The 18,531-nt window shown below is 58.8% G+C and carries 26 protein-coding genes; 19 read left to right on the forward strand and 7 right to left on the reverse strand.

Going from position 1 to position 18,531, the window contains the following annotated elements:
• The first annotated feature begins 90 nt into the window (after window positions 1-90).
• The 11 genes from rpsJ to rpsQ are packed head-to-tail and all read left to right on the forward strand — an operon-like array spanning window position 91 to window position 5,252.
• The gene (rpsJ, locus tag ACKFRX_RS02375; RefSeq protein ID WP_003848085.1) at window positions 91-396 is read left to right on the forward strand and encodes a 30S ribosomal protein S10; all 306 of its coding nucleotides are present in this window, start codon (window positions 91-93) and stop codon (window positions 394-396) included.
• 23 nt (window positions 397-419) lie between these two features.
• The gene (gene rplC / locus ACKFRX_RS02380) at window positions 420-1,076 is read left to right on the forward strand and encodes a 50S ribosomal protein L3 (protein ID WP_005322848.1); all 657 of its coding nucleotides are present in this window, start codon (window positions 420-422) and stop codon (window positions 1,074-1,076) included.
• Complete coding sequence (gene rplD, locus ACKFRX_RS02385) at window positions 1,073-1,726, forward strand: 50S ribosomal protein L4 (RefSeq protein WP_005322847.1); 654 nt, start codon at window positions 1,073-1,075, stop codon at window positions 1,724-1,726. Before rplC ends, rplD begins: the two co-directional genes overlap by 4 nt.
• Window positions 1,726-2,028: a 50S ribosomal protein L23 gene (gene rplW, locus ACKFRX_RS02390; protein WP_005322846.1), complete on the forward strand. Its 303-nt coding sequence runs from the start codon at window positions 1,726-1,728 to the stop codon at window positions 2,026-2,028. Before rplD ends, rplW begins: the two co-directional genes overlap by 1 nt.
• 25 nt (window positions 2,029-2,053) lie before the next feature.
• Window positions 2,054-2,890 (forward strand): 50S ribosomal protein L2, encoded by an 837-nt coding sequence (gene rplB, locus ACKFRX_RS02395; RefSeq protein WP_005322845.1) that lies wholly within the window; start codon window positions 2,054-2,056, stop codon window positions 2,888-2,890.
• A gap of 13 nt (window positions 2,891-2,903) precedes the next feature.
• Window positions 2,904-3,182 carry a 30S ribosomal protein S19 gene (gene rpsS / locus ACKFRX_RS02400; RefSeq protein WP_005276936.1) on the forward strand — a complete coding sequence of 93 codons (279 nt, stop codon included), beginning with the start codon at window positions 2,904-2,906 and terminating at the stop codon, window positions 3,180-3,182.
• 3 nt (window positions 3,183-3,185) lie between these two features.
• Window positions 3,186-3,548: a 50S ribosomal protein L22 gene (gene rplV / locus ACKFRX_RS02405; protein ID WP_005276938.1), complete on the forward strand. Its 363-nt coding sequence runs from the start codon at window positions 3,186-3,188 to the stop codon at window positions 3,546-3,548.
• On the forward strand, window positions 3,548-4,291 hold the full coding sequence (rpsC, locus tag ACKFRX_RS02410) for a 30S ribosomal protein S3 (RefSeq protein WP_023027807.1): 744 nt from the start codon (window positions 3,548-3,550) through the stop codon (window positions 4,289-4,291). Before rplV ends, rpsC begins: the two co-directional genes overlap by 1 nt.
• A gap of 3 nt (window positions 4,292-4,294) precedes the next feature.
• The gene (gene rplP / locus ACKFRX_RS02415) at window positions 4,295-4,711 is read left to right on the forward strand and encodes a 50S ribosomal protein L16 (protein WP_005322843.1); all 417 of its coding nucleotides are present in this window, start codon (window positions 4,295-4,297) and stop codon (window positions 4,709-4,711) included.
• Complete coding sequence (rpmC, locus tag ACKFRX_RS02420) at window positions 4,711-4,941, forward strand: 50S ribosomal protein L29 (RefSeq protein ID WP_005322842.1); 231 nt, start codon at window positions 4,711-4,713, stop codon at window positions 4,939-4,941. Before rplP ends, rpmC begins: the two co-directional genes overlap by 1 nt.
• 2 nt (window positions 4,942-4,943) lie before the next feature.
• The gene (gene rpsQ, locus ACKFRX_RS02425; RefSeq protein WP_005322841.1) at window positions 4,944-5,252 is read left to right on the forward strand and encodes a 30S ribosomal protein S17; all 309 of its coding nucleotides are present in this window, start codon (window positions 4,944-4,946) and stop codon (window positions 5,250-5,252) included.
• A 73-nt stretch (window positions 5,253-5,325) separates the two neighbouring features.
• Here rpsQ and ACKFRX_RS02430 read toward each other — a convergent pair whose 3' ends face one another.
• The gene (locus ACKFRX_RS02430) at window positions 5,326-6,120 is read right to left on the reverse strand and encodes a siderophore-interacting protein (RefSeq protein ID WP_408928047.1); all 795 of its coding nucleotides are present in this window, start codon (window positions 6,118-6,120) and stop codon (window positions 5,326-5,328) included.
• Between the two features lie 129 nt (window positions 6,121-6,249).
• Here ACKFRX_RS02430 and ACKFRX_RS02435 point away from each other — a divergent pair, with 129 nt between their 5' ends.
• From ACKFRX_RS02435 to ACKFRX_RS02450, 4 genes are all read left to right on the forward strand, one after another.
• Window positions 6,250-7,197 (forward strand): ABC transporter substrate-binding protein, encoded by a 948-nt coding sequence (locus ACKFRX_RS02435; RefSeq protein ID WP_269954332.1) that lies wholly within the window; start codon window positions 6,250-6,252, stop codon window positions 7,195-7,197.
• Window positions 7,198-7,212: 15 nt separating this feature from the next.
• The gene (locus ACKFRX_RS02440; RefSeq protein WP_408928048.1) at window positions 7,213-8,283 is read left to right on the forward strand and encodes a FecCD family ABC transporter permease; all 1,071 of its coding nucleotides are present in this window, start codon (window positions 7,213-7,215) and stop codon (window positions 8,281-8,283) included.
• 3 nt (window positions 8,284-8,286) lie between these two features.
• Window positions 8,287-9,321, forward strand: a complete 1,035-nt coding sequence (locus tag ACKFRX_RS02445; protein ID WP_408928049.1) for a FecCD family ABC transporter permease — start codon at window positions 8,287-8,289, stop codon at window positions 9,319-9,321.
• Between the two features lie 84 nt (window positions 9,322-9,405).
• Window positions 9,406-10,248 carry an ABC transporter ATP-binding protein gene (locus ACKFRX_RS02450; RefSeq protein ID WP_284597001.1) on the forward strand — a complete coding sequence of 281 codons (843 nt, stop codon included), beginning with the start codon at window positions 9,406-9,408 and terminating at the stop codon, window positions 10,246-10,248.
• A gap of 36 nt (window positions 10,249-10,284) precedes the next feature.
• Here ACKFRX_RS02450 and ACKFRX_RS02455 read toward each other — a convergent pair whose 3' ends face one another.
• Window positions 10,285-10,677: a multidrug transporter gene (locus ACKFRX_RS02455; protein ID WP_408928050.1), complete on the reverse strand. Its 393-nt coding sequence runs from the start codon at window positions 10,675-10,677 to the stop codon at window positions 10,285-10,287.
• Window positions 10,678-10,852: 175 nt separating this feature from the next.
• Complete coding sequence (locus tag ACKFRX_RS02460; protein ID WP_408928051.1) at window positions 10,853-11,746, reverse strand: hypothetical protein; 894 nt, start codon at window positions 11,744-11,746, stop codon at window positions 10,853-10,855.
• A gap of 557 nt (window positions 11,747-12,303) precedes the next feature.
• Between ACKFRX_RS02460 and rplN the strand changes: the two genes are divergently transcribed.
• Genes rplN through rplE form a run of 3 tightly spaced genes read left to right on the forward strand, consistent with a single transcriptional unit; the run spans window position 12,304 to window position 13,545 of the window.
• Window positions 12,304-12,672: a 50S ribosomal protein L14 gene (gene rplN / locus ACKFRX_RS02465; protein WP_005322812.1), complete on the forward strand. Its 369-nt coding sequence runs from the start codon at window positions 12,304-12,306 to the stop codon at window positions 12,670-12,672.
• 4 nt (window positions 12,673-12,676) lie between these two features.
• Window positions 12,677-12,991 (forward strand): 50S ribosomal protein L24, encoded by a 315-nt coding sequence (rplX, locus tag ACKFRX_RS02470; protein WP_005322810.1) that lies wholly within the window; start codon window positions 12,677-12,679, stop codon window positions 12,989-12,991.
• Between the two features lie 2 nt (window positions 12,992-12,993).
• Window positions 12,994-13,545 (forward strand): 50S ribosomal protein L5, encoded by a 552-nt coding sequence (gene rplE / locus ACKFRX_RS02475; protein ID WP_200436216.1) that lies wholly within the window; start codon window positions 12,994-12,996, stop codon window positions 13,543-13,545.
• Window positions 13,546-13,644: 99 nt separating this feature from the next.
• Here the strand turns inward: rplE and ACKFRX_RS02480 are convergent, their stop codons facing one another.
• A complete protein-coding gene (locus ACKFRX_RS02480) occupies window positions 13,645-14,919 on the reverse strand; it encodes an IS30 family transposase (protein WP_408928029.1) in 1,275 nt (424 codons plus the stop codon).
• 451 nt (window positions 14,920-15,370) lie between these two features.
• Window positions 15,371-16,252, reverse strand: a complete 882-nt coding sequence (locus tag ACKFRX_RS02485) for a hypothetical protein (RefSeq protein WP_408928052.1) — start codon at window positions 16,250-16,252, stop codon at window positions 15,371-15,373.
• 142 nt (window positions 16,253-16,394) lie between these two features.
• Here ACKFRX_RS02485 and ACKFRX_RS02490 point away from each other — a divergent pair, with 142 nt between their 5' ends.
• Window positions 16,395-17,180 (forward strand): formate/nitrite transporter family protein, encoded by a 786-nt coding sequence (locus ACKFRX_RS02490; RefSeq protein ID WP_408928053.1) that lies wholly within the window; start codon window positions 16,395-16,397, stop codon window positions 17,178-17,180.
• Here the strand turns inward: ACKFRX_RS02490 and fdhD are convergent.
• Window positions 17,177-17,995, reverse strand: a complete 819-nt coding sequence (fdhD, locus tag ACKFRX_RS02495) for a formate dehydrogenase accessory sulfurtransferase FdhD (RefSeq protein WP_408928054.1) — start codon at window positions 17,993-17,995, stop codon at window positions 17,177-17,179. The two genes, ACKFRX_RS02490 and fdhD, sit on opposite strands and share 4 nt — an antisense overlap.
• Window positions 17,995-18,243, reverse strand: coding sequence for a DUF6457 domain-containing protein (locus ACKFRX_RS02500; RefSeq protein WP_040424880.1), 249 nt, complete (start codon window positions 18,241-18,243; stop codon window positions 17,995-17,997). Before ACKFRX_RS02500 ends, fdhD begins: the two co-directional genes overlap by 1 nt.
• Window positions 18,244-18,531: the final 288 nt, after the last annotated feature.

Below are 18,531 nucleotides of genomic sequence, written 5' to 3' on the forward strand. Positions count from 1 at the left end.
TTATAGAGAAATCGAGAAGCAATTTCCCACCGCTTCACGCCCCGGAAACGCCGGGAATGTGAAAGTGGGGAAGCGAGGAAGAGGATAAGCGTGGCGGGACAAAAAATCCGCATTCGGCTGAAGGCCTATGACCACGAGGCTATCGACGCTTCTGCAAAGAAGATCGTCGAGACCGTTACCCGTACCGGTGCTCGTGTAGTTGGCCCAGTGCCGCTCCCAACCGAGAAGAACGTATACGCAGTTATTCGTTCTCCGCACAAGTACAAGGACTCTCGCGAGCACTTCGAGATGCGCACTCACAAGCGCCTGATCGACATTCTCGACCCAACCCCGAAGACCGTTGATGCTCTTATGCGCATCGATCTTCCGGCAAGCGTCGACGTGAACATCCAGTAAGCGACTTTGGTGGAGAACAAATAATGAGTGAAAACGAGATCAAGGGCATTCTGGGCAAGAAGCTCGGCATGACCCAGGTCTTCGACGAGGACAACCGCGTTGTGCCGGTTACCGTCGTCGAGGCAGGGCCATGCGTTGTCACCCAGATTCGCACCCCCGAAACCGATGGCTACAGCGCCATCCAGATCGCCTTTGGCGAAATCGACCCACGCAAGGCAAACAAGCCGGTTGGTGGACACTTCAAGAAGGCTGGCGTAACCCCGCGCCGTCACGTTGCGGAAATCCGCATGGACGACACCTCTGCATACGAGGTTGGCCAAGAGGTCAAGGTTGACATCTTCGAGGGCATCACCTTCGTTGACGTCACCGGCAAGACCAAGGGCCACGGCTACGCCGGCGCCATGAAGCGCCACGGCTTCGCAGGCCAGGGCGCAGCTCACGGTAACCAGGCCGCTCACCGCCGCGTTGGCGGCATCGGCGGCGCTGCTACCCCGGGCCGCGTCTTCAAGGGCAAGCGCATGGCTGGCCGTATGGGCCACGACCGCGTGACCACCCAGAACCTGAAGATTCAGAAAATCGATGCCGAGTCCAACCTGCTGCTCATCAAGGGTGCTATCCCTGGTGCGCGCGGCGGCCTCGTCACCGTTAAGACCGCAGTGAAGGGCGGTGCACACGCATGAGCAACCTCAAGCTAGACGTCCACACTTCCGAGGGTAAGACCAACGGCTCTGTAGACCTGCCAGCTGAAATCTTTGACACCGAGGCATCCATTGCTTTGATGCACCAGGTTGTTAACGCTCAGCTTGCTGCTGCACGCCAGGGCACCCACGCAACCAAGACCCGCGGCGACGTCCGCGGTGGTGGTCGCAAGCCTTTCCGTCAGAAGGGCACCGGCCGTGCACGCCAGGGCTCCATCCGCGCACCGCACTACACCGGTGGCGGCACTGTCCATGGCCCACAGCCACGCGACTACGCACAGCGCACCCCTAAGAAGATGATCAAGGCTGCTCTCTTCGGTGCACTGTCTGACCGTGCTCGCAACGAGCGCATCCACGTCATCGAAGAGCTCGTACCGGGCCAGAAGCCGTCCACCAAGTCGGCCAAGGCCTTCCTCGAGTCCCTGACCGAGCGCAAGAACGTGCTGCTGGTCATCGGCCGCGAGGACATCAATGCTCGTCGTAGCGCTAATAACCTGCCTAACGTCCAGATCCTGGACGCTGGCCAGCTCAACACCTACGACGTTCTCTACTCCGATGACGTTGTGTTCTCCGTTGAGGCGCTACACACCTTCATCAACCGCGCAACCGGCGCGGATAAGGAGGAGAACTAATGGCTAAGATTTCTAACCCACGCGATATCATCATCGCTCCGGTTGTATCCGAGAAGTCCTACGGTCTGATGGAGCAGAACGTATACACGTTCTACGTCTCCACGGACTCCAACAAGTCCCAGATTAAAGATGCCGTAGAGCAGATCTTTGACGTAAAGGTTGACTCCGTGAACACCGTGAACCGTGCAGGTAAGCGTAAGCGCACCCGCACCGGTTACGGCCAGCGTAAGTCCACCAAGCGTGCATACGTGACGCTCCGTGAAGGCAGCGACTCCATCGACGTCTTTGGCGCACAGGCCTAAGACGGAGACGAAGTAAGGAAGAATTATGGCTATTCGTAAGTACAAGCCGACAACTCCGGGTCGCCGCGCATCCTCCGTTTCTGAGTTTGACGAGATCACTCGTTCTACTCCGGAGAAGTCCCTGCTGCGCCCGCTGAGCAAGACTGGTGGCCGTAACAACTACGGCCGCATCACCACCCGCCACATCGGCGGTGGCCACAAGCGCCGTTATCGTCTCATCGACTTCCGTCGTAACGACAAGGACGGCATCCCGGCAAAGGTCGCTCACATCGAGTACGACCCGAACCGCACCGCAAACATCGCACTGCTTCACTACGTTGATGGCGAGAAGCGCTACATCATCGCCCCTAAGGGCCTGAAGCAGGGCACCATCGTTGAGTCCGGCGCGAACGCAGATATCAAGGTTGGCAACAACCTGCCGCTGCGTAACATCCCGACCGGTTCCACCATCCACGCTGTGGAGCTCAAGCCGGGCGCTGGCGCTAAGCTGGCTCGCTCCGCTGGTGCTTCCATCCAGCTGCTGGGTAAGGAAGGCAAGTACGCAGTTCTGCGTATGCCGTCTTCCGAAATCCGCCGTGTGGACATCCGCTGCCGCGCGACCGTTGGTGAGGTTGGCAACGCCGAGCAGATGAACATCCGCTGGGGCAAGGCCGGCCGTATGCGCTGGAAGGGCGTACGCCCGACCGTCCGCGGTGTCGTTATGAACCCGGTTGACCACCCACACGGTGGTGGTGAGGGTAAGACCTCGGGTGGTCGCCACCCAGTGTCCCCATGGGGCCACAAGGAGGGTCGCACCCGCAACCCGAACCGTTACTCCAACAACATGATCGTGCGCCGTCGTCGCCCGAACAAGAAGCGCTAAGAGGAGGTAAACAATGCCACGCAGCCTTAAGAAGGGCCCGTTCGTCGATGAGCACCTCCTCAACAAGGTGGATGCTCAGAACGATGCAGGCACCAAGCAGGTCATCAAGACCTGGTCTCGCCGCTCGACCATTCTCCCCGATTTCATCGGCCACACCTTCGCCGTCCATGACGGCCGCAAGCACGTGCCGGTTTTCATCGAGGATTCCATGGTCGGCCACAAGCTGGGCGAGTTTGCACCAACCAAGACCTTTAAGGGTCACGTCAAGGATGACAAGAAGGGACGTCGATAAGCGATGAGTGAGACCATCACCTCCGCATCCGCCACGGCCCGCTACGTCCGCGTCACCCCGATGAAGGCACGTCGCGTGCTCGATCTGGTCCGCGGCAAGTCCGTAAGCGAAGCCCTGGCTATCCTGAAGTACGCACCGCAGGGTGCTTCCAAGCCAGTTGCAAAGGTCGTTGCTTCTGCAGCCGCTAACGCTGAGAACAACTTCGGCCTCGACCCACGCACCCTGGTCATCTCCGAGGCTTATGCCAACGAGGGTCCGACCATGCGTCGTTTCCAGCCGCGTGCACAGGGTCGTGCATTCATGATTCGTAAGCGCACCAGCCACATCACCGTGGTTGTCGAAAGCCAGCAGGAAGGGGCCAAGTAATGGGCCAGAAGATCCATCCTCACGGCCTACGTTTGGGCATCACTTCCGACTGGAAGACCCACTGGTTCGCCGATAAGGACTACGCGAACTACGTAGCCGAAGACATCAAGATTCGTAACTACCTCAACAAGGGCCTCGAGCGCGCCGGCATTGCCGACGTCGTCATCGAGCGCACCCGTGACCGCGTCCGCGTCGACATTCACACCGCCCGCCCGGGCATCGTGATTGGCCGCCGCGGTGCTGAGGCTGACCGCATCCGCCGCGAGCTGGAAAAGCTCACCGGCAAGATGGTTGCCCTCAACATCCTCGAGGTCAAGCAGGTAGACGCAAACGCAACCCTGGTTGCTCACTCCATCGCGGAGCAGCTGGTTAACCGTGTCGCATTCCGTCGTGCAATGCGCAAGGCTATCCAGTCCGCTATGCGCCAGCCACAGGTTAAGGGCATCAAGATCCTGCTGTCCGGCCGCCTGGGCGGTGCAGAAATGTCCCGCGTTGAGCGCTACCACGAGGGTCGCGTTCCGCTGCACACTCTTCGCGCCGAAATCGACTACGGCACCGCAGAGGCCCACACCACCTTTGGCCGCATCGGCATCAAGGTGTGGATCTACAAGGGTGACGTCGTCGGTGGCGTACGCGAGTCCGAACTGAACGCTCCGGCACAGGGCCGTGGCCGTGACCGCAATGGTCGCTCCCGCCGCGGTGGCCAGCGCCGCCAGCGTGCACAGCAGAAGCAGGAGGGCTAATCCATGCTGATTCCTAAGCGTGTTAAGTACCGCCGTCAGCACCGCCCGAACCGTCGCGGCGTGTCCAAGGGCGGTAACCGCATCAACTTCGGCGATTACGCTATCCAGGCTCTCGAGCCGGCGTACATCACCAACCGTCAGATTGAGGCCGCACGTATTGCCATCAACCGCCACGTCAAGCGTGGTGGCAAGGTGTGGATCAACATCTTCCCGGACCGTCCGTTGACCCAGAAGCCGCTCGGCGTTCGTATGGGTTCCGGTAAGGGCCCGGTCGAGAAGTGGGTGGCTAACGTTAAGCCAGGCCGCGTACTTTTCGAGATGAGCTACCCAACCGAGGCCGTTGCTATTGAGGCTCTGCGCCGTGCAGGCCAGAAGCTTCCTTGCAAGGTCCGCATCATCAAGAAGGAGGACCAGTTCTAATGGCAACCGGTACCCCCGCCCACGAGTTCCGTGAGCTCGACAACGCTGAGCTGCAGTCCCGCCTGAAGGATGCGAAGGAAGAGCTGTTCAACCTCCGCTTCCAGAAGGCCACTGGCCAGCTGACCAACAACCGCCGCATCGGCACGGTTAAGCGCGACATTGCCCGCATCTACACCGTTCTGCGCGAGCGCGAGCTGGGCCTGTCCGTTGCTCCGGGAGCTGAGGCTTAATCATGAGTGAGGCTAACGTGACTGATTCCAAGAAGGCACCTACTCCGAAGAAGGAGAAGGTCAAGGGCGCTCCTAAGGTTCGCACCGGCTACGTAGTATCCGACAAGATGACCAAGACCATCGTTGTCGAGCTGGAAGACCGCAAGCAGCACGCCCTGTACGGCAAGATCATGCGCTCTAACAAGAAGGTTAAGGCGCACGACGAGGAAGAAACCGCAGGCATCGGCGATCTCGTACGCATCGCTGAGACCCGCCCGCTGTCCAAGGACAAGCACTTCCGTCTCGTTGAGATCATCGAGAAGGCTAAGTAAAACCTAGCCAACACTAAGCCCCCGCTACCGAACCTAGAGTTCGGGGCGGGGCCTTCGCCGTTTTAGGACTTCTTTACGGCCGGGCCCTTCCATAAAACCAGTAGGGTACCCACGTGACGTCGGTGGTATCTAGGCCCCATTCATTCACCGCGAGACCCCGCACGCTTTTTGCTAGCCTCCCCTCGCCGGAAGCCCATACGTACCCTGGCCCCAGCGCACCAGCATAGTCCGCTCTCAGGGCGGCAACGACATCCTCCGCTTCCTCGTGCGCTTGGGTATGAATAATTCGCAGGCTGCGTACGCTCGCCTCCCATCTAGCTGCGAGGCCTGGTTCTACCTCGTCGTTGCTGGTAACCACGGCCATAACGTCGGTGGCCCGAAGCATTTCCGGGTTATGGTCTTCTTGGAAGGCCAAAATGTGCCGCAGCGCGGGCAAGGATGATGCGTCAGCGACTAGAAGTTGTGGCTTCTCGGTTGGCCGCCACAGGTCGTTGCAGGTGAAGAATCCCGCTGTATCTCCGGCTTGTGCGCGGCGAATCCACCGCGAGCCAGGTCCTGAATCACCGTGTGTCACCACGTCGACATCGACTGTGGCTTCCTCCGAATGGAGCGCGCGGATGGTGTACCAGCGCAGGTCCGGCCGCCTCTCCTCGTCGATCGCGCTCACAGCCGAGCGGAGGTTTATGCCGTCGACGGGGAAGGGTGTAAATTCCTGTTCATCTCGGGGCATGACGAGTCCAAAGAATTCATCGGGACCGGAGAGGGTGTATGTCCGGAAAGCCTCGGCGTAGAACGTGAGCCGGTGCAAGCGCGGACGGATCCGTCTATTGGCGGTCAAAGTAACGGGGATGAGTTCGTGCGCAGACATTGGGGCCGATTGTAGAGAAGGGTTCATGTGTCTAATAAATTACTATTTTAGTTTAGCCTTGCCTAATCGTCCCTATGCGTTATAAGGTAAGCAAGGCTATTTTCCACCTTTATTGAAAGGCTTAACCTCATGAAGATTTTCGGCCGTCGCACCATGGGCGCAGTAGCAATGCTTTCCGCCGGAGCCTTAGCTTTAGGCGGTTGCTCGCGTGGTGAGGGCGATGAAACAGCTCAGGCGACCGACGCTGTCAGCGAGCAGCGCGTGGCTAGCCTGGGTCTAGGCGATGCCGACACGCTGCTTGCCCTGGGGATCACTCCCGTAACGGTGGCGCCGTGGGGTGCTGAGGGGGATGGTGATCCTTCTGGCGTTGGCCCCTGGGCAAAGGAACTCTTGGGCGAGGCAAAGCCTGAGGTGATTTATAATACCGCAACCGGATTTACCGCAGATACCTTTGAGCAGGTCACCGCGGCTGACCCCACCCAGATCATTGCGGTGAACCAGGCGGTGGATGCACGCACGAAGGGATCCCTGGAAGAAATCGCGCCTACCACCGTCAAGCCGAACGGCTATGAAGACTGGCAGGTGCCCTGGGAAAAGCAGGTAGAGACCATTGCGGATGCGGTGGGCAAAAAAGACGAAGGCGATAAGCTTATCGATGACACCGAAAAGGCCTTCGAGGAATTCCGCCACGAGCACGCGGAATTGCAGGATAAGTCTGCGGCCATCGTCATGCCTTATGACGGCAAAATTGGTCTATACACCGAGGAGGATGGGCGTGGACAATTTATCGAGAACCTTGGCATGGAGATCCCCGATGCATTGCAGGGCGATGGAGGCAGCTTCTTCGTCGACATTGCCCCAGAAAACTACGCGAAGCTTAACCAGGTTGATTACCTCTTTGTCCTGGACTACAACGGCTCCTCCGATGTCTTGAAGAAGGATAAGACCTTCCAAGGCCTCGACATTGTCAAGGATGATCGCGTGCGCTACTTGGATACGGATACCGGCAATGCCATGAGTATGCCGAACCCGGTGACCATCCCCTGGGCAGTAGATAAATTTGAAGAGAAGCTGTAATTGTCAACAAGCACGATGGACGGCCAACAAATCCAGTCGGATTCCGCAGCAGATAGTCCTACGACCACCGGCACCCCCGCACCGGTAGTGGCGCGGGCACAGAGTCATAAGATGCTCCTTGTCGCCCTCATCCTCGCCAGCCTGGTGTTGGCGGTGGCGTCTTTGGCGGTGGGATCCCGCTCGATTCCGCCCGGGGAGGTTATCGCTGCCCTGCACGGGGCAGGGGAGCAGGATATCCGCGATATCGTGTGGAACCTGCGCTTGCCGCGCACCTTCTTGGCTTATTTCGCCGGCGCGGCTCTTGCTGTAGCCGGTGTGCTGGCGCAATCGTGGACCAGAAACCCGCTAGCGGATCCAGGATTTATTGGCGTTACCGCAGGCGCGTCCTTCTTCGTTGCCTTAGGCACGGCCATTGGCATTGCTACCTCCACCAGTATGCGGACCGCCCTCGCGCTCGTTGGCGCGGGTATTACTACGCTGCTGGTCTTAGCCGTATCGCGGCGGTTTGAGGATCCCCTGACGCTCATTCTGGTGGGTGCCGGCGTCTCCGCAGCCTTGGGATCGGGCGCGACGATCATCGGTCTATATTCCACGGACGTCCTCGATAGCATGCGGCGGTGGACTATCGGCTCGACCTTTGGCCGCGGCCCAGAAGATGTCGCGATCGCGGGCATAGGGCTTGTTATTGGTGTAGCGTGTGCGGCGATGGTCGCTAGACCCCTCGACCTTCTGGCAATGGGGGAGGAGTCCTCCCTCGCTTTGGGTGGGTCCCCCACCACCGCGCGGGTGGGCGCGGCGCTCAGCGTCGTGGTGTTGGCCGGCAGCGCAACGGCAGCAACGGGCCCCATTGCCTTCGTCGGTTTTGCCATTCCCCACATCGTTCGGCGGGTGGTGGGCCCTAGCGTTGCCACCTTGCTTATGCCCTCCGCGCTCTTGGGCGGTTGTGCCGTGCTTGCCGCTGATATCACCGGCCGCCTCATTGCGGGTAACTCGGAGCTGGAGATGTCGATCGTCCTCGCGATAGTGGGCGCACCTTTCCTCATTTGGGGTGCTCACCGCGGCGTAGGCAGAGCATGGGGGCAATAACGCATGACCGCAATCGGCACTATTTTAAAAGCTCAACAACGCCGCCGGCACGTGCGCGTGCTCGCTTCCACGCTGGCATTCATCCTCATCGCTCTTGGCGCGTACCTAGTGTTACTGGGGCAAGGTCCCATGGCATTGAGTCCGCGGCAGGTCATCGATGTACTCACCGGAGGCGGCAGCAAGAACCACATCAGGGTGGTGTGGGACTTGCGCCTGCCGGTTGCCATCGCCACCGTCATCGTGGGCGCCGCTCTCGGCCTGGCCGGTTCTTGGACGCAAACCATGGCTCGTAACCCGCTGGCCTCCCCGGATATTCTAGGCGTTACCGGCGGGGCGTCGGTGCTGGTGGTCTTGGGTACCGTGCATTCGCACCCCAGTTTCGCCGAGGGTATCCCGGAGTTTTGGTGGCGGGCATGCTTGGCGATGATCGGCGCTCTCCTCGTTATCATCCTGCTCGCTGTTCTGGGTGGCATCGGTACGAGCAACCGCATCGTCATCGTCGGTATTGCCTTATCGCTGATGTTTCAAGCCATCGTCGCGTATTTAATGCGCAGCGCCCAGATCCTGCGCGCTGCGGAGGCGCAAACTTGGCTCGCGGGATCGACTGGCTTCGTGCGCATGGAGGCCATTCTCCCCCTCCTGGTGGCATTAGCACCGTTTCTCGCCATAGGCATCTGGTGTGCGCGGGAGCTGCCGCTGCTTGCCCATGATGATTCCTCCGCAACTACCCTGGGCGTGAACATCTCCCGCCAGCGCGCCCTCCTGCTTATTGCGGCAACCGGTATCAGTGCCGTGGTGGTCTCGGTGGTGGGGCCCATTGGGTTTATCGCGCTGTTGGCGCCGCACCTGGCGCGGATGGTGGCGCGCACCCCCACGCCATCGCCGCTGGCATCGGCAGCCGCGGGTTCCGCATTGCTGACCGTGTGTGCTGTGATCGCCGGTGCTATCCCGGTAAATGCACCGGTGGGTGCGGTTTCCTCGGTCATCGGCGGCTGCGCCTTGGTGATATTGGTGTGGAATGCAGCCGGGCGCAGCTAAACGTTGTGCCGCGGCACAACAGGGGAACGGATAAGCATCGCGCCGGATGGTGCTAGACAGTCAGACGTGGATGAAGGAAAAGAAATGAAGGATAATCAGCCTAATCAGCCTAAACAGACCACTACCCCGAAGCCTCGGTGCAGCCTCCACGCCACCGGCATTCATGCGGGATATAAGGATGGTGGGGATATCCTTGCCGGCGTCGATTTGCACGCCCGCGCCGGCGAAGTCACCACGCTCATTGGGCCCAATGGCTGCGGCAAGTCCACGCTGCTGAAAACTCTCTCGAAAATCCTGGCCCCGCGGCAGGGCAGCGTCATGGTCGGGGAAGTTGACCTACACGCCATGTCCGCGAAGGACGCCGCGCAGCAGGTGGCGCTACTGCCACAGCACCCGGTGGCCCCCAATGGGCTGCGAGTGGGGGAGTTGGTCGCGCGCGGGCGTCATCCCTATCAGGGGAGGATGCGCGGCCTTTCCGCTACGGACCGGGAGATCATCGCGCAGGCCTGCGAGGCTACCGACATTGTGGACTTCCTCGATCGTGATATCGCTTCGCTATCGGGCGGGCAGCGCCAGCGCGTCTGGCTGGCATTGGCACTGGCACAAGATACGCCCGTGCTGCTTCTCGACGAACCCACGACCTTTCTCGACCCCGCCCATGCCATGCGCATGCTGGAGCTGGCCCGCGCACAGGCGCAGGCGGGAAAGACAGTGGTTGTAGTCCTACACGATCTCATGCTGGCGGGCCACTATTCTGATTCCATGGTGGTGATGAAAGCGGGCGATATCATCGCTCGTGGGGCGCCGAAACAAGCGCTGTCGCCGAAGGTATTGGCGCAGGCCTACGGTATCGAGGCTGAGGCCTGGGAGGATCCGCTTGGCGATGCCCCCATCATCGTTCCCCGCCGCGTCGTAGCGGCGCATTAGTAGAGACCTGGCAATAGTGGCTGTGTGCCAGACGCTTTACCTGACCTTTCTTTGTACATCTAGCAAGGAAATTGCCACTACAAAAAGATTGAGCACGCTTCCCGCGCCGAGCAAAAAGGTGCCGATTCGATAGGATCCTGTGCCAACAGCGGCCATATTGCCGTAGATATAGACCCAGATGCCCCAGCCGATGAGCAGAACGAGACCGGCAAGACCAGAGAGCAGGCGGAGGCTGCGCGGGGAGGAGGGGGCGAAGAATTTATAGGCGGCGTCGACAAGCGCGCAAGCCGCAAGCCCCAGACTCAGCCCGCCGGTCAACCAGACAGGGAGTAGGGCGGCGGTACCAAAGACTACGGGCAGGATAAACGCCAGAAACGCGAGGATAAAGAGCGCGGCGTGCAACCACAGGGTGCGCTTGGTGTAGGTCATATTAGAAACTGTACTAAGAATTCCCCGGCGTCCGGGCATTTCAATCCTGTAGGGGCTTCATTTTTCGTATACGCGGATCTTGTTTTAGGCGAAACAAAACTGCGCCGGTCGGACCGTAGTCCAACCGGCGCAGCCTGTTTTAGTAACAGAACCTACCTAGTAGGGGAGTAATCGCTTAAGCGAAGAACTTGCGGCGTGCGGCGAAAGCGCCAGCAGCAACCATTGCAGCTACGGCCAGAGCAGCCAGAGCCTGTGCAACGGAGTTGGAGCCGGTCTCAGCGGCCATGCCGCGAACGGAATCGGTGCCTTCAGCGTTGTTGCCCTGACCCTGCTCTGCGAGCTGAGCGTTGATCTCGTCCTTGTGCTCAGCAACGATCTTCTCAGACTCGGCCTTCTCCTCAGGGGTAGGCTCAGCATTTACACGATCCTGGCTCTTAACCCAGGTCTTGCCGTCCTTGTTCAGGAAGTAGTGAACAATGCCGCCCAAGATTGGCAGAGCGATTGCAGCGCCGATGGCTGCCTTAGCAGCATCGCTCAGCTCGGAGGAGCCCTCAGGATCGGTGGCGCCAGCATTGGCATCCTTGCACTTGCCGACGGTCTCGTCGGTGATCTCGGTGTTTACCTCGTTGCTGTTCTCGACGTAAACGCTCTTATCCTGGATGTGCTGGTAGCAAACGGTGCCGTCTTCCAGGGTTTTGGTAGCTGCGCCTGGAATTGCGCTGGTGTCCTGCTGCTCCTTGACGAACTTTTCCGCTTGCTCAGCGGTCAAGCGAACAGGGTTGCCATTTTCTGGCTTAGACAGCCAAGAGCCGTCTTCCTGCTTGAAGTAATCAACGCCATCGACGTTGATCGGATCGGCAGCGGTATCGTGGCGCTCGATTTCACCCTCGCCCTCTACGACAGGGGCGTCCTCGGTGCCGGTCTCCTCCTCTGCAGTCGGGGTTGGCATCTCGGTCAAAGGCTTGTCTTCAACCGGATCCGGAATTTGAGCCTGGGCAACAGCTGCGCCGCCGAAGGCGAGAGCGCCGGTCAGTACTGCAGCGGTCAGAGTCTGTGGCAAACGCTTCATGTGGTTCTCCTTAAGGGAATGTGTTGTTACGCGCATCCGGTGGAGGTACGCGCCAAAAGATATGAGTCGTTCTCGACGCCAATCACGATAGTCACAAGATTCACAGTTGTCACGCTGAAAACATTAATCAACTGTAATTTCCATGCGTTACGGGTGTGGGAAACCTGGAAGAATAGCGCGGGTGTTCGGCTAAAATTGCACTGAAAACCTTTAGGGTGTTGGGCAAATGTGCAGATAATGCGGCCAACTTCTCCATGTATGCGTGTCATTGCATTCGAATTTAGGGACCAAGGGGTAGGCGGGGGTGTTGGCGAAAATAATTTGGGAGGAAAGGGGGCGTCGGCAAGCGCTGAGCGGTGTTTTGGTATAGGCGCTGGCGTGTGGTTGAATGTATAGGTTGCAAAAGCTGGTCGGCCCGTAGCGGTGCGTTTCCGAACCGCCGGTCCGAGACCCTTCGGCATAGTCCGTTGTCAAGGCTTGAGCATCGCAAGTTTGTAGACCGCGTGCGGCAAGGACGGAAATCTTACCGCACATCAATCCAGGTCAGGAGACCCATAGTGATTCAGCAAGAATCGCGTCTGCGCGTCGCCGACAACTCTGGTGCACGTGAACTGCTGTGCATCCGCGTTCTCGGCGGCTCTGTCCGACGCTCCGCTGGCATCGGCGACGTCATCGTCGCGACTGTCAAGGACGCCGTTCCAGGCGGCAACGTCAAGGAAGGCGACGTAGTAAAGGCCGTTATCGTCCGCGCTAAGAAGGAGACCCGTCGTCCGGACGGCTCCTACATTCGCTTCGACGAGAACGCTGCAGTTGTTCTCAAGGGCGATAGCGAGCCCCGTGGTACCCGTATCTTCGGACCGGTTGCTCGCGAACTTCGTGACAAGCGTTTCATGAAGATCGTTTCTCTCGCACCGGAGGTGATCTAGTCTTATGAAGATCCATAAGGGAGATATGGTGATCGTCATTTCGGGCCCAGATAAGGGCGCGAAGGGCAAGGTCATCGAGGCATACCCAAAGCGTGACAAGGTCCTCGTTGAGGGCGTTAACCGCATCAAGAAGCACGTCGCTAACTCCGCTACCGAGCGTGGCGCCGAGTCCGGCGGAATCGTTACCCAGGAAGCTCCGATCCACGTGTCCAACGTTGCGATCGTTGACTCCGAAGGCAACCCGACCCGCGTGGGCTACCGTTTCGACGAGAACGGCAAGAAGGTCCGTATCGCGCGTAGCAACGGGAAGGACATCTAAAAATGAGCGAGAACTACACCCCGCGTCTGAAGACTCGCTACCGCGAGGAAATCCGCAAGTCCCTGAATGACGAGTTCAACTACGACAACGTCATGCAGATCCCTGGTGTCACCAAGGTCGTCGTCAACATGGGTGTTGGCGAAGCTGCACGTGACTCCAAGGTCATCAACGGCGCTCTCGAGGACCTGACCGCTATTACCGGTCAGAAGCCACAGCTGCGTCGCGCTAAGAAGTCCATCGCGAACTTCAAGCTTCGTGAGGGCATGCCCATCGGCGCACGCGTTACCCTGCGCGGCGACCGTATGTGGGAGTTCCTGGACCGCCTGCTGACCATCGCGCTGCCACGTATTCGTGACTTCCGCGGTCTGTCTGATCAGCAGTTCGACGGCCACGGCAACTACACCTTCGGCCTGTCCGAGCAGTCCATGTTCTACGAGATCGACATCGACAAGATCGATCGCCCTCGTGGTATGGACATCACCGTCGTTACCACCGCTACTAACGACGACGAGGGCCGCAAGCTCCTGCGCGAGCTCGGCTTCCCGTTCAAGTAAATAGAGCGCTAAGAATCCCAACTCCCCGAAAGGGGCGTTGGGATTTTTTGGTTTTGAGCAGTGCTGGGCGGATTCTAGGGGTCGTTGCAACGATGATGGTTAGTTTGGTTTGATGCTACCGGTTTGTGTGAGGGCGTTGGTCATGACTTCGGCTGGGGTGCGCCAGTTGAGTGCTTTGCGTGGTTTGTGGTTGTGAATGTTGGCGATCATTTCTAGGTCCTCGGCGCTGTAGATGGACAGGTCGCTGTTTTTGGGAAGGTTTCTTCTGAGCCTGCCGTTGGTGTTTTCGTTGCTGCCGCGTTCCCATGGTGATCCTGGATGGCAGAAGTAGATGGGAATGTCAGTGGCCATGGTAAAAGCTTTATGACCAGCCATTTCGCTTCCTTGGTCCCAGGTAATTGATGACCAGATAGCTTTATCGATTCCTGTAACTGCCTTGTGCAGGGCTGTGAATACTTCTTTGCTGGTATGCCTTCCCGGTAAGTGGCCAAGGACAACAAATCGGCTGACGCGTTCTACTAGCGTGATTACCGCTGATTGGTTGTTTTTACCGAGGATGAGGTCGCCTTCCCAGTGGCCTGGCAAAATACGTTCACTTACCTCATCTGGCCGGTCGTCTATGAGGATCATGTCGTCGACGAAGCGTTGCTGGGCAGGTGTGCTGGAGCGGGTTTGGCGTTTCTTGCGTTTCTTTCTACCGGTCGGCAAGTCCAGGCCAAGGTCTTTGAGTCTTCCTTTGGCCTGCAGGTAAAAGGCGTCATAAATCGTTTCGTGACTAATGCGCATGTCCTTATCAGTGGGGTAGTCGATGGGCAGGCGATTAGAAATCTCCTCAGGTGACCATTGTGCCCGCAATTGTGCGCATACATAGTCCCATAGTCTTTTGTTGGCTAGTAGTTTCGGTATTTTCGGCCGCAACCTCCGCGCACAGGCCTTTAACTGGGCTGTTTCTGCACGATACGGGCCTTCCGCACTGTGGTTTCTGCGTACTTCACGCTGAATTGACGATGCACTTCGCCCTAAACGGCGCCCAATCTCACGCAGCGGCACATCTTCGCGGAGAAGATCGGCGATAATGACGCGTTCTTCGAAGCAAATGTAGCGATTGCTGATGCGTTTATACGGATCTACCCCGCTAGGTAAGGCGGGAGGGGCAAGCCTTCCGGATTCGATGACATCATGGCGTTGGCGCAGCGCTTTCATAAGTCTGTTATACGTGCTGGCGTCTTCGCCGACGGGTATGAACTCTTCTCGTCGACCCTGGGATTTGGTGAGTCCTTTTTCGAAATCTAAACGCAGTCGACGATCAATTCCTACTGCCGCGCCAGCATCACCACCAGGCAGGCTCGCCAGCCGAAGGCGCAGGTATTCCACTCTTAACTGCGTCTGGCGGACTTTCCGAGCATACTGACTTAACCGGATATGGCACCCAGCTTCCGTAGCTACGGCATACGCAGCGGTAAGATGCATCCCACATCTTTTAGCAGCTTGGCGTACCGACAGTCCGCTTCGGACTAGCTCTACAAGCTGGACAGCCTGGCTGCCGCGGCGATCAACTCGTTTGGCTTTATACACGACTGGCAATCCAAAGGCATGGCAAAAATTCAAAGCATGCCCGTAATGACAGCCAAGCTCACCAGCCGCCGAACGGACACTACGCCCACTGCCAACCAAGGCAACTAAGCCACGACGATCCGATTCAGACAACGAATGAAACGGGCCAACAACCCCAGACACAACAACACCCTCCTAAGGGAAAGTGTTGCAACGACCCTCTGAACTCAAGCTGGCGGTCGGCGGGGCGGAGGCGATGGTGATAGCCGGCTTAGGCGCTTTCGGCTTCCGTGTGCGTGGTGCCCTCGTACTGCCAGCCGACGACCGCGTTGCGTACCGCTGGCTCCAAAGGGTTGGCAGGTTGGATGCAGCTAATGGTGAGCAGGCGGCCGGGCATGGGGCCATCGCCCCAGATAGAGGCGTCGTCGGAAAGCCCTTGCTTATCCGGGTCGTGCAGATCGGTTGCGGTGTAGATGAGCCAGTTCTGTCCGGAATTGGCGGTGCGCACGTAGAGCTTGTCTCCCAGATGAACTTTGTGCTCATTGGCAGAGCCATCGTAGAGATTATTGAACACGCCTGGCACGCCCGCCCCGGTATGTCCGGCGATGACGACGATGTCTTGGGCCGTGGTGCCTGGCAGCGAGTAAGGGCGATCATCGGCAGTGTAGGTACAGGCCTTATTCATGGTGTCTGGATTGATAGCGCCATTGACCACGCGGCAGGAACCATCCTCAAACTCCGCGTGTACCTCGATGGCGGGGATGAAGAGCTCTACCGCGGGGGAAGGGTCGATAGCAGGCGCCTCTTGGGCAGTGACCTCGTTGGTCTCCAGGCCTTCGGGCGGATTGACCACGCGATTGATGGTGCTGGCGATCGCTATCGTGGCGACGATTCCCACAACGACGCGTAGGATGCCAGAGGTTTTCCATGCTTCTTTGATGCGGTGCCACAGGGTGGGCTTGCGGCGCTGGCGAGGGAGGGAGGTGTCCTCGATGCGGCGCGGCGGGCGGCGGCGTTGTTGTTGGCGGGTGCGCGACTCGGCCTGGCGCCACTCGCGATCCGCATCTGTGTGCTGGGAACGCGATGGAACGTGCCGGCGCCCGTTAGTGGGAAGCCGATTCGGTTCCCTCCGCGGCCGGTAGTGGGAATCCATGCGACCTCCGAAGAGAAGATTAGGGGCTAGGGGAAAGCCTTAGCTTACAACGAAAGGACGCGCGTACCGTGAATTGGCTCGGAAACAGGTGGTCAGGATAGGATTAGAGGGATTGAATTCGCTCTGATTAATGAGGTAAAAATTGTCTCTCAATGATGCTGCCAAGGCGGCAGCTGTCAAAAAGGTCACCTTGTTGGATGAATCTTTCTCTCGCTTTGCGGTGCGCTCCACGTTGGCGGGTGTGTACCTGTGCATTGGTACCGCCTTCGCCGGTGTGGTTGGCCAGGCCGTCAATGGAGTAGCGCCAGGGATGGGCGCAGTGGCATTTTCCTTGTTCTTCGGTGTGGGCCTGTTCGCCATCTTGCTCTTAGGCGCGGAGCTGGCTACCGGCAACATGATGTACATGGTCTATGCCGCCAGCAATAAGCATGTGTCGTGGGGTAAAGCGCTCTACTTGCTGCTCATTACCACCATTTTTAACCTGGTAGGCGCGATCATCTTTGCCGCCATCATGGCTATGTCCGCCAAATTTGCAGACCTGGATCCCTCGCACCTGTTGGTTACGGTTTCTGAAGGAAAACTCACCAAGTCCCCACAAGGCATGCTGGTAGAGGCCATCGCGGCAAACTTCGTGGTCAATATGGGCATCGTCGGCGCCATCTTTGCTAAGGACATTGTCTCTAAGTTCTTCGTCATCATTCCGATTATTGGCGCCTTTGTTGGCCTGGGCCTGGAGCACGTAATTGCGAACTTCTGCCTGTTTAGTCTCACCCTCTTTGGATCCGATCCGTTGCCTGCAACCCTGACTGTGGGCAATGTGGCGCTCAATTGGATCCTGGTGTGGATCGGCAATTTGATTGGCGGCGGTCTGCTGATTGGCGGCGTATACGCCTGGCTTAACCGTGGGCCGGAGGCCTACCGCGACTAGGCGAGCCCGCCGGAATACAGATTAAAGCGGTCGCCGCGAGCGAAGCCGACGAGCGCCATGCCGGTTTCGCGGGCCGTTTCCACCGCTAGGGAGGAGGCGGCGCTCACGGCAACGAGCATGCCGAAGCCGGCCATCGCGGCCTTTTGGACGAGCTCGAAGCTGGCGCGCGAGCTCATCACCAAAATAAGGTCATCGGCGGGGAGTTTGTCCTCTAATAGGAGGTGGCCGATGACCTTATCCGCAGCATTGTGGCGGCCGATATCCTCGCGAATGACTACCGGTTCACCGTCCAAGGTGAAGGCACCGGCGGCGTGGATGCCGCCGGTCTTTTTAAATTGCTTCTGCTCAGCCCGGAGCTTGTCTGGCAGCTTGGCGACGACATAGGGGTCCACTGGTATATGCGGAATCGGGTAGCGGGTCTGCTTAGTCAAAGCCTCGATAGAAGAGGTGCCGCATACGCCGCAGGCGGAAGTGGTGGTGGTTAGCCGCAGATCGCTCAGGTCCAGTACGTTCTTCTTCGCCAGATCGATGTCGAGCAGGTTGTAGGTATTCATGCCGTTGACGGTGGCGCCGGCGCAGTAGCGGGCCTCGGTGACGTCGCTAAGCGAAGCAATATGGCCCTCTGAATGCAAGAACCCATGCGCCAGCTCAATGTCATGGCCAGGGGTGCGCATGGTGGTGGTGATGGTCTGACCACCCGCGCGGATCTCGAGGGGCTCCTCGCCGGCGACCGTATCGGCGCGGGTATCGACCTGCAGGCCATCTCCCAGGCGGACCTTGGTGACGGCAAAGGTAGAGTTCTTGCGGCCGGCCATTACTGCAGCTCCTGCTTCAGGACATCGATATTGCTGCGGGCTTCCTCTACATTGCTGGAGGCTAGACCCACGAGGAAGGCAGTAAGTGGGGCCGCGGGGCGGGAGCGATTGTGCGCAACGTCCTTGGTGAGGTCCAGGATCTCGCGGGTGAGTGCGGTTGCCTCCTGAGGATCGAGGCCGAGGTGACGGGCGGCTTCTTCGAGCCACTCGTGTGCGGATTGGATGGGGTCCTCGTGTGTTTGGCTCATCACCATCTCCTTATATACGTTCGTGCTGGTCTCGACTCTAATGAAGGCGCAATACTATTTGGAAAACCGCAGGTTATGGCGTAGCATAGTACCTCGTGCTTGCGCCGAGGCGTCAGCGTGCCCCAATCAATGCGGATTTTGGCGCGCTGAGCTGCAGAAAGCGCCGAGCCGATGCAAGAACTGAACATCAACTTTGTTGTAGGCCCCTCGCCGTAGATAGCGGACCGTTGTCTGAATCAAAGGGTGGCGAGCGCCTTACGGTATTGACCGTAGGGAGCGTGAGTAGCC

This window comes from Corynebacterium tuberculostearicum (assembly GCF_046097465.1).
Taxonomy (GTDB): domain Bacteria; phylum Actinomycetota; class Actinomycetes; order Mycobacteriales; family Mycobacteriaceae; genus Corynebacterium; species Corynebacterium tuberculostearicum_I.

Coding starts and splice junctions, on each gene's coding strand:
- rplC (WP_005322848.1), top strand. CDS start 420: ATGAGTGAAAACGAGATCAAGGGCATTCTGGGCAAGAAGCTCGGCATG.
- rplD (WP_005322847.1), top strand. CDS start 1,073: ATGAGCAACCTCAAGCTAGACGTCCACACTTCCGAGGGTAAGACCAAC.
- rplW (WP_005322846.1), top strand. CDS start 1,726: ATGGCTAAGATTTCTAACCCACGCGATATCATCATCGCTCCGGTTGTA.
- rplB (WP_005322845.1), top strand. CDS start 2,054: ATGGCTATTCGTAAGTACAAGCCGACAACTCCGGGTCGCCGCGCATCC.
- rpsS (WP_005276936.1), top strand. CDS start 2,904: ATGCCACGCAGCCTTAAGAAGGGCCCGTTCGTCGATGAGCACCTCCTC.
- rplV (WP_005276938.1), top strand. CDS start 3,186: ATGAGTGAGACCATCACCTCCGCATCCGCCACGGCCCGCTACGTCCGC.
- rpsC (WP_023027807.1), top strand. CDS start 3,548: ATGGGCCAGAAGATCCATCCTCACGGCCTACGTTTGGGCATCACTTCC.
- rplP (WP_005322843.1), top strand. CDS start 4,295: ATGCTGATTCCTAAGCGTGTTAAGTACCGCCGTCAGCACCGCCCGAAC.
- rpmC (WP_005322842.1), top strand. CDS start 4,711: ATGGCAACCGGTACCCCCGCCCACGAGTTCCGTGAGCTCGACAACGCT.
- rpsQ (WP_005322841.1), top strand. CDS start 4,944: ATGAGTGAGGCTAACGTGACTGATTCCAAGAAGGCACCTACTCCGAAG.
- ACKFRX_RS02430 (WP_408928047.1), bottom strand. CDS start 6,120: ATGTCTGCGCACGAACTCATCCCCGTTACTTTGACCGCCAATAGACGG.
- ACKFRX_RS02435 (WP_269954332.1), top strand. CDS start 6,250: ATGAAGATTTTCGGCCGTCGCACCATGGGCGCAGTAGCAATGCTTTCC.
- ACKFRX_RS02440 (WP_408928048.1), top strand. CDS start 7,213: ATGGACGGCCAACAAATCCAGTCGGATTCCGCAGCAGATAGTCCTACG.
- ACKFRX_RS02445 (WP_408928049.1), top strand. CDS start 8,287: ATGACCGCAATCGGCACTATTTTAAAAGCTCAACAACGCCGCCGGCAC.
- ACKFRX_RS02450 (WP_284597001.1), top strand. CDS start 9,406: ATGAAGGATAATCAGCCTAATCAGCCTAAACAGACCACTACCCCGAAG.
- ACKFRX_RS02455 (WP_408928050.1), bottom strand. CDS start 10,677: ATGACCTACACCAAGCGCACCCTGTGGTTGCACGCCGCGCTCTTTATC.
- ACKFRX_RS02460 (WP_408928051.1), bottom strand. CDS start 11,746: ATGAAGCGTTTGCCACAGACTCTGACCGCTGCAGTACTGACCGGCGCT.
- rplX (WP_005322810.1), top strand. CDS start 12,677: ATGAAGATCCATAAGGGAGATATGGTGATCGTCATTTCGGGCCCAGAT.
- rplE (WP_200436216.1), top strand. CDS start 12,994: ATGAGCGAGAACTACACCCCGCGTCTGAAGACTCGCTACCGCGAGGAA.
- ACKFRX_RS02485 (WP_408928052.1), bottom strand. CDS start 16,252: ATGGATTCCCACTACCGGCCGCGGAGGGAACCGAATCGGCTTCCCACT.
- fdhD (WP_408928054.1), bottom strand. CDS start 17,995: ATGGCCGGCCGCAAGAACTCTACCTTTGCCGTCACCAAGGTCCGCCTG.
- ACKFRX_RS02500 (WP_040424880.1), bottom strand. CDS start 18,243: ATGAGCCAAACACACGAGGACCCCATCCAATCCGCACACGAGTGGCTC.